The organism is Parapedobacter lycopersici (genome assembly GCF_040395035.1).
GTDB lineage: Bacteria > Bacteroidota > Bacteroidia > Sphingobacteriales > Sphingobacteriaceae > Parapedobacter > Parapedobacter lycopersici_A.
Map to the genome: position 1 here is coordinate 1 of NZ_JBEBRB010000097.1, position 8,060 is coordinate 8,060.

Below are 8,060 nucleotides of genomic sequence, written 5' to 3' on the forward strand. Positions count from 1 at the left end.
CTTTATAAACCGAAATATGTTCCCCTACCTTGGCTTCCTGCCCCGGCGTCAGCAATTGTTCTTCCTCTTCTTTGTATATCTTTACCGAACCTTCAACCAGCGTAGTGGTCACTTGGGCATAGGAATTAATGTTAAAATGGGTGCCCAGCACTTCTACTTCGGTATCGTTAACTGCCACCCGGAATGGCCGGTTGGCATCGTGTGCCACTTCAAAATAAGCTTCTCCCTTTAAAAACACCCGCCGTTCCTTTCCGCCAAACTGAACCGGAAAACGCAGCTCGGACATTGCATTCAACCACACTTTCGTACCGTCCGACAACGTAAGCTGGTAAGTACCCGCTTTCGGGATTACCAGCGTATTGTATATCAGTTCCTTTGCCGCATCGTCCGGTGTCGAATAGGTAAGCTGTCCATCACTTCCCGTAATCGCTGTACCGTCCTGTTCCTGCAGGCCATTAATATAGGTCTCCAGGTCAACGGTACTGCCGTCGGAAAGCGTCAGCTGGGCTTTGTTACTTCCCGGGGCCACGTCGTTATGGAACACATTCGCCGTCTGCGCATCGTCCGCATCGGACGATCCGGGAAGAAACTTCCAGATTGCCAGACCGGCAACAACCACAATAGCCGCGGCATACCCCACATACCGCATCATCCGTTTCCAGCGCCGCTGCTGAACGCGTCCCTCAAAAGATTTCCATGCCGTATCGGCATCCAGTGAACGGATAAAATCCATGTCATGCTGAACCTCATGCGTACCATTGCGGAACGATTCCAGTAGCAGCCGGTTTTCTTCCTTTTCATCCAGCCATTGCTCCAATACCGTACGCTCCTCTTCGGAAATGTCATTCCGAAGATACTTGCTGATCAGCACAGCAACCTGGTATTGATTGAGTTTCATAGCTACCTATTAGCCTTTTTATGCCTACTTTTAACCGTTATACCGAAATGGCGGTCTTATTGGTATGAGTAAAGAAACCAAAAGTGAAAATCGGGGTGACAAAAAAATGAAATTTATTTTTCGATAAGGAATAGCAGCAGCAACGTAAACAACTCCGGGTTGAGTTTGCCTTTCACCAGCTTTAAGCCACGTTGCTTTTGTGTTTTCACCGTGTTTACGCTAATATCCAGCTGCTCGGCAATTTCCGTGTTTGATAGCCCTTCCAGGTAACCCAGCCGAAAAACCTCCTGACATCCAGCCGGCATCGACTGCATAATCCCGTAGATCTCCACCATGACTTCCGAGCGGATGATATTGGCCAATACCTGGGATTCCTCCAATTCCTCTATTTGATGAAGCAGCTGGAAACGCTGTGTTACCTTCTCCCTGCGGGCCACGTTATAACAGGCATTGCGGACCGCGGCATATAGAAAATTCTTAATGGCTACATCGTTATCAATAATCGTATCCCGATTATTCCAGTAGACCATAAAAGCATCCTGTACCACATCCTCAGCCGCATCCTTATCGTTTAATAACTGCCAGGCAAAATGACAAAGGCGGGTATAGTACTCTTTAAATAATTTTTCTACCGACAACATGTATCTTCTTCCATTTAATAATTTATTGGACGTATCACAGCCATCTGGAATCGCTGTAGTTGGGGTAAATCGCACGTGACGTTCAAGCATTTGCTTTCACTTGGGCGATGCAAACGCAATGAATGGGAAATAGCACAAATAAATATGAACAAAGACCGACAAGTTCAACCGCCTGTAATCACATCAGGCTATAATCGGAATGGTCAAAGGTAGTAATCAAAGCCATATAATCAAAAAATTATTGCAAGCAACTTATTTGTTAATTGGACAAAATTTCGCCATTTACCTCCATTTCCTAACGGATTTTCGCGAAATTTACCTATTTTAGTGCCCTTTCAACATTAAATTAAGTATCGAATGCTGATAGCAGTACTTGCAGGCCTGATCGTTTCCATTTTATTTATTCCTTTCGGTAAATTCTTCAGACAGCGGGCAGCAATAGCAGTTTCATTACTGCCGATCAGCTTATTTTTGTATTTTCTCAGTTACATTCCGGCTGTCCGGTCCGGATCTTCTGTTTCCTTTCATTATCCATGGGTACCTTCCATGGGGATTAACCTGGATTTTCACCTGGACGGCCTGGCATTGCTGTTCAGCCTGCTGATTACCGGCATCGGGTCGCTTGTTTTTTTATATGCCTCATCTTACCTTAAAGGACACCCTTACCTCGACCGCTTTTATGCCTACCTGAGTCTATTTATGGCATCCATGCTGGGATTGGTATTATCCGATAACATCCTGTTATTATTTATCTTCTGGGAACTGACCAGCATCAGTTCATTTTTTCTCATCGGTTTCAATAATGACGATCCCGCATCGCGGAAGAGCGCATTAATTGCCCTCGCAGTAACCGGGGGCGGAGGCCTGTTGCTGATGGCCGGATTGATCCTAATGGGCCACCTGTCCGGTAGTTATTCCATACAGGAAATGGCAGATAATGCCGAACGGCTGAAAAACCATGCATTGTACGGGTTAATCCTGGTGCTGGTCTTTGCGGGCGCATTTACCAAATCTGCCCAGTTTCCGTTTCATTTCTGGCTACCGGGCGCCATGAAGGCGCCGACCCCGATATCGGCTTACCTGCACTCGGCTACGATGGTCAAAGCGGGCGTCTACCTGTTGGCCAGGTTCTCGCCTGTGCTGGGGGGTAGCGATTACTGGCAGTATACGTTGCTGATCGTAGGCGGGATCACCATGCTGTACAGCGCGTTTCATTCCATCTTCCGCACCGATCTTAAAGGGATATTGGCTTATTCCACCATCGCTGCATTGGGCATTTTGGTGTTCCTTATCGGCATTGGAACGCCGGAATCGTTAGTAGCGGCGTCGGTCTTTATCCTCGTCCATGCCCTGTATAAAGCTTCCCTGTTTTTAACCACGGGTATTATTGACCACAAGACCGGCACCCGTGATGTCACCCAGCTCGCAGGATTGCGCCATGTCATGCTCCCGCTGGCGATCGGTGGCCTGCTGGCGGCGTTGTCGAGCGCCGGTCTGCCACTTACTTTCGGCTTCATTGGTAAAGACCTCATTTACGAGGCTACACTTCATTCGCCGGGCCTATTACGTTTTGTGCTAACAGCCGTGGCGGTATTGACCAACATCTTTCTGCTGTATGCCGGCTTTCTGGCAGGCATTAAGCCTTTTACCGGATCATTACCGCAGCAGTTTAAGGGCATACACCTGCCTAACGGGCTGCTTTGGATACCCCCCGTCCTCCTGAGTCTCCTCGGCGTATTGTTTGGCTGTTTTCCCGCGTGGATCGGTGAAGTGCTTCTCCATCCCGCGGCACAGTCGATGACGCGGCTGACCACCGCCGCACCCCTGAAAATCTGGCACGGGTTTAACCTGGTGTTACTGTTAAGCGGGGCAACGTTGATATTGGGGACACTGCTTTACTGGGTACGTAAACCGTCGGAACAGCGGCTGTCCGCACTGACGCGTTTTAACATGTTATCGCCCGAGGAGCTTTTTCGCAGGCTTTACCGCAGCCTAATCAGGCTCTCCGTTTGGTATACCAATACGCTGCATAATGGTTACCTACGCGTTTATCTGTTGCGTATCGTGGTTTTTGCCATTTTGCTGCTCGCATTCCGGCTGTTTACCGCTGATGGCATTGTCATCGACCTGGGCACCGTTTCCCCCGTCAGCATTTATGAAATTGTCGTTGGTGCAATCCTGGTTGGCGGTCTGTACTTGTCCGTTACCACCTCCTCGCGGCTTACTGCCGTCGCGGCAACCAGTGTCGTAGGTTATTGCATCTGCCTGATGTTTGTTTTTTACAGCGCGCCGGACTTAGCCATGACACAATTTACGATTGACACCCTCACGGTTGTACTCTTTGTTCTGGTGTTATTCAGGCTCCCGCCGTTTCTCAATTTTGCCAACAACAGCGTCAAAATCAGGGACGGCATCATTGCTACCCTATTTGGCTGCATCATCTCACTGATTGGCCTCCTGGTACTCAGTGAACCTATCCGTACGGAGGTGAGCAACTATTACGGCGATAATGCATATGTACTTGCAAAAGGCAAAAACGTGGTAAACGTGATCCTTGTCGATTTCAGGGGCATTGATACCATGTTCGAAATCGTAGTACTCAGCATCGCCGCCATCGGCGTATATAGCTTATTGAAATTAAGACTTCGGGCCACTGAAAAGGAGTAATTATGAAAAGTACGATTTTAAAAACCGCCACCAGTTACCTGCTTCCAATATTGCTGCTATTTTCCGTGTTCATCCTTTTACGCGGACACTACCATCCGGGCGGCGGTTTTGTTGGCGGACTCATCGCTTCCATCGCGTTTGTCCTGCATGGGTTTACCTACGGTACGGAAAACACACTGAAACTGATGCGATACCACCCTGCTGTGTTAATTCCAGCTGGACTGGCACTGGCTACACTCAGCATGTTCGCTCCTGTATTGCTCGGACTGCCTGTCATGACCGGACTTTGGATCGATGAACCCATACCGGTAATCGGCATGGTGGGGTCCGCGTTGTTTTTCGATCTAGGGGTTTACCTGGTGGTGATTGGCGTCGTCCTCACCATATTGTTTACCATTACCCAATATAACGAGTGATTGTATGGAAATTTTGTTGGTCGTCTTGATGGGATTACTTTACGCGGCAGGCATCTATATGCTGTTCCGGCGGAGTATGGTCAAATTACTGCTCGGCATTATGCTGCTCGGTAATGGGACAAACATTCTTATTTTTCTACTGGGCCGGATTACCAAGGGGAAGCCGCCTGTCATCGACGAAGCCGCTAAGGTCTTTACCGACATTTACGCCGACCCCATCCCGCAGGCGTTGATCCTGACCGCCATTGTCATTGGCTTCGGCATCCAATCGTTCGCTATTGTATTGTTGAAACGCGTATACGTACTGATTAATTCAGACGATCTTGATGATTTGAATACCCCGGAAGACGAAGATATATGATCGAAAATTACCTCATACTGCCGGTGATTGCACACTTGTTTACAGCGGTACTGCTGCTATTTTTCTGGCGGCGGACGGTTGCACAGCGGATCATCAGCATTGCCGGCAGCTTTATCGTCCTGCTGGCTGCCATCGGCTTGTTTACCCGGGTTTGGCGTAGTGGCATATTGGTGATGCAGGCGGCTAATTGGGAAGCACCATTTGGCATCACCTTCGTTGCCGACGTGTTCAGCAGCAGCATGGTGCTGCTCACATCGTTTAGCGGACTGGCGGTTTCCGTATTCTCCGCGGTTGGGCTTGCCCGGGCGCGGATGCAATATGGCTATTTTCCTATTTTGCACTTTTTGCTAATGGGTCTTAATGGCGCTTTCCTTACCGGTGATATCTTCAACCTGTATGTGTGGTTTGAGGTCATTATCATCTCCTCGTTCGTATTGTTGACCCTCGGCGGCCGAAAAGCACAGCTCGAGGGTGCAGTCAAATACATGGCATTGAATATTCTGGCTTCTACCTTTTTCCTGACCGGGATCGGTATGCTGTACGGAATTACCGGGACATTGAACATGGCTGATCTGGCGATGAAGGTACCTTTGGTCGGCCACCGCATTCTTGTCGATGTCACAGCGATCTTTTTCATCCTGGGCTTCGGTATCAAATCCGCAGTATTTCCGCTCTATTTCTGGCTGCCCTCCTCGTATCACACGCCACCGTCCGCCGTGGCTGCCATTTTCGGCGGGTTACTGACCAAAGTTGGCATTTATGCTTTATTCCGGGTGTTTACCCTAATTTTTATTCCAGATGACTTTATCCGTACGCTACTGATCATCCTGGCCGTATTGACCATACTCACCGGTAGTTTCGGCGCCATCATCAAACGGAATATCCGGCGTATGTTTTCTTACCTTATCGTCTGCCATATCGGCTTTATGATCGGCGGTTTGGGATTGTTTTCAGAAGTCGCCCTGATGGGTGCGCTGTTCTACCTGTTTCACGACATAATCGTAAAGACGAACCTTTTTCTGATCGCCGGACTGATTCGGCAACTGCGGGGCACCATGAATATGGAAAAGCTGGGCGGATTATACGCCGAATATCCCCGGTTGTCGCTATTGATTGCGATCGTACTCTTTTCGTTAATCGGGATACCACCCTTATCGGGTTTCTGGCCCAAGATCTATTTATTTGAGGCTGGGTTTATGACCGGCCAGTTTACGTTGGTCGCAGCCATCATTATTGGCAGCCTGGTTACCTTGTATGCTGTCTCCCGGATGTGGGCCGATGTTTTCTGGAAGCGTGCGCCATTGGACGACGCACCGCACGAGGACCGCTTTCAACGGATGGGAATCGGAAAAAAAACATTGCTGGTTACACCGATCGCCTTTTTGGCATTTATATCTTTGTATATCGGACTGGGCGCTGAAAACATCACAGCGGTGGTGCAACGTATTGCATCGGAAATGATGGATACTACCCCGTACATCCGGGCCGTCTTGGGTAAAAGTTAGTCACAAAAAAACGTGCCATGGTCAAACAGTTTTTAATGAATCTTTTGCTGGCCTTCATCTGGGTCGCACTTACCGGTTCGCTGTATTTCTCCAATTTTTACCTGGGGTTCCTGCTGGGCTTCTTCATTCTGTGGCTGATGAACCGGAACGAAGATGACCAACGGTATTTCAACCGGGTTCCTAAAATCATCGGCTTTATCCTGTATTTTCTGTATGAACTGGTTAAAGCCAATCTACAGGTAGCCTATGATGTGATTACCCCGCGGTTCTTCATGCAGCCGGGTATCGTACGGTATCCCATGGCCTCACGGAGCGATTTTGAGATCAATATGCTTTCCACCGTGATATCGCTTACTCCCGGCACCCTGATCATGGATATCAGCGAAGACCGGACGGTACTGTACATCCACGTCATGTACCTTAAAGATAAGGATCAATTCATCCGCCAGATAAAAAATGGATTTGAACGGCGGCTATTGGAGATTATACGATGAGTTTGAGTTTATACATAGATTACGTGATTCTGCCCATTCTGGCGATTTCCCTGTTATTGGTATTTATCCGGCTTTTTAAGGGACCGACGATCGTAGACCGTGTTATTGCGCTGGACCTGCTCATTACCATCGGGGTGAGTATCATTGCGGCATACAGCATCAGTACGCAGCAATCCACCTTTATGGACGTCGCCATGATTCTGGCGCTGATCGCCTTTTTGAGCACCATTGCCTTTTCATTTTACCTGGAGAAAAAAGACCAAGATGACTGACCTGATTATTGCCATATTGAGTACCGTCGGCGTGATTGCCATCCTGATTGCGGCTATTGGTATTTTACGCATGCCTGATTTTTACCTGCGCCTTTCCGTAACGGTGAAGGCAGCAACACTGGGCAGCGGCCTGCTGCTATTTAGCCTGGCTATTTTCTTTCCCCAGGTATCAGTAACCACCAAGGCGGCGGCCATTGGCTTTTTCTTACTGCTCACCGCACCCGTAGCCGCACACATGATCGGCCGTACAGCTTACCTGATCGGCACCACTTTATGGAAAGGCACTATCCGCGATGACTTGAAGGGAATGTATGATAAAGAAAGTCACCGGCTCAGCAGCAGCAACAAAGACGTGCAGGCAAAACAGGCAGCAGCCGGCGAAGGGCCAGACCAAGCAGGTTAACCAATGGGCAAACCGGATACCGGGATTGTTAAAACCGATTTGCCCATAGCAGATTATGCCTTTCGGCCGTTCTTGGCGACGCCAGTCATCAAACCGCGCATGTAACCAAATGCAAACTGTGCGCCGATCGTACTGTACCCCGGGTGGTCATTGCTGTCGCCGGCCATGGTAGGTACGTGGTCCGGGCGAATCGGGCCGCGGAAACCGATATCGTAATAGGCCTGCATCGCATCGTACATATCAATCATTCCCTCGTCATGGAATGTTTCCACAAAGTGGGTGCTGGGAAGCACACCGCTTAGGTCCTGCACGTTGCGGAAATGCACGAAGTGGATCACATCCCGTTTACCGAATTCGCGGATGAGGGCTGGAATATCCACGCCCATCAGCGCAAAATTACCCT

10 protein-coding genes are annotated in these 8,060 nt (G+C 49.0%); 7 read left to right on the top strand and 3 right to left on the bottom strand.

What is annotated here, in order from left to right:
• Positions 1-898: FecR domain-containing protein (locus tag ABWO75_RS12835; RefSeq protein ID WP_353186146.1), on the bottom strand; the 898-nt coding region annotated here is incomplete at its 3' end.
• A gap of 113 nt (positions 899-1,011) precedes the next feature.
• Complete coding sequence (locus tag ABWO75_RS12840; RefSeq protein WP_353186148.1) at positions 1,012-1,539, bottom strand: RNA polymerase sigma-70 factor; 528 nt, start codon at positions 1,537-1,539, stop codon at positions 1,012-1,014.
• 357 nt (positions 1,540-1,896) lie between these two features.
• Between ABWO75_RS12840 and ABWO75_RS12845 the strand changes: the two genes are divergently transcribed.
• The 7 genes from ABWO75_RS12845 to mnhG are packed head-to-tail and all read left to right on the top strand — an operon-like array spanning position 1,897 to position 7,657.
• Positions 1,897-4,206 (top strand): putative monovalent cation/H+ antiporter subunit A, encoded by a 2,310-nt coding sequence (locus ABWO75_RS12845; protein ID WP_353186150.1) that lies wholly within the window; start codon positions 1,897-1,899, stop codon positions 4,204-4,206.
• Positions 4,207-4,208: 2 nt separating this feature from the next.
• The gene (locus tag ABWO75_RS12850; protein ID WP_257657564.1) at positions 4,209-4,622 is read left to right on the top strand and encodes a Na+/H+ antiporter subunit B; all 414 of its coding nucleotides are present in this window, start codon (positions 4,209-4,211) and stop codon (positions 4,620-4,622) included.
• Between the two features lie 4 nt (positions 4,623-4,626).
• Positions 4,627-4,983 carry a Na+/H+ antiporter subunit C gene (locus tag ABWO75_RS12855; RefSeq protein WP_353186152.1) on the top strand — a complete coding sequence of 119 codons (357 nt, stop codon included), beginning with the start codon at positions 4,627-4,629 and terminating at the stop codon, positions 4,981-4,983.
• Entirely contained in the window at positions 4,980-6,488 is a 1,509-nt protein-coding gene (locus tag ABWO75_RS12860; RefSeq protein WP_353186154.1) for a proton-conducting transporter transmembrane domain-containing protein, read from the top strand. Before ABWO75_RS12855 ends, ABWO75_RS12860 begins: the two co-directional genes overlap by 4 nt.
• 35 nt (positions 6,489-6,523) lie before the next feature.
• The gene (locus ABWO75_RS12865) at positions 6,524-6,982 is read left to right on the top strand and encodes a Na+/H+ antiporter subunit E (protein ID WP_353186156.1); all 459 of its coding nucleotides are present in this window, start codon (positions 6,524-6,526) and stop codon (positions 6,980-6,982) included.
• A complete protein-coding gene (locus ABWO75_RS12870) occupies positions 6,979-7,254 on the top strand; it encodes a cation:proton antiporter (protein WP_257657560.1) in 276 nt (91 codons plus the stop codon). The genes ABWO75_RS12865 and ABWO75_RS12870 overlap by 4 nt, the downstream gene beginning before the upstream one ends.
• A complete protein-coding gene (gene mnhG / locus ABWO75_RS12875; protein WP_353186158.1) occupies positions 7,247-7,657 on the top strand; it encodes a monovalent cation/H(+) antiporter subunit G in 411 nt (136 codons plus the stop codon). Before ABWO75_RS12870 ends, mnhG begins: the two co-directional genes overlap by 8 nt.
• 53 nt (positions 7,658-7,710) lie before the next feature.
• On the opposite strand, the gene ABWO75_RS12880 is transcribed toward mnhG, so the two are convergent.
• On the bottom strand, positions 7,711-8,060 hold a 350-nt coding region (locus ABWO75_RS12880), incomplete at its 5' end, for a mannonate dehydratase (protein ID WP_353186160.1).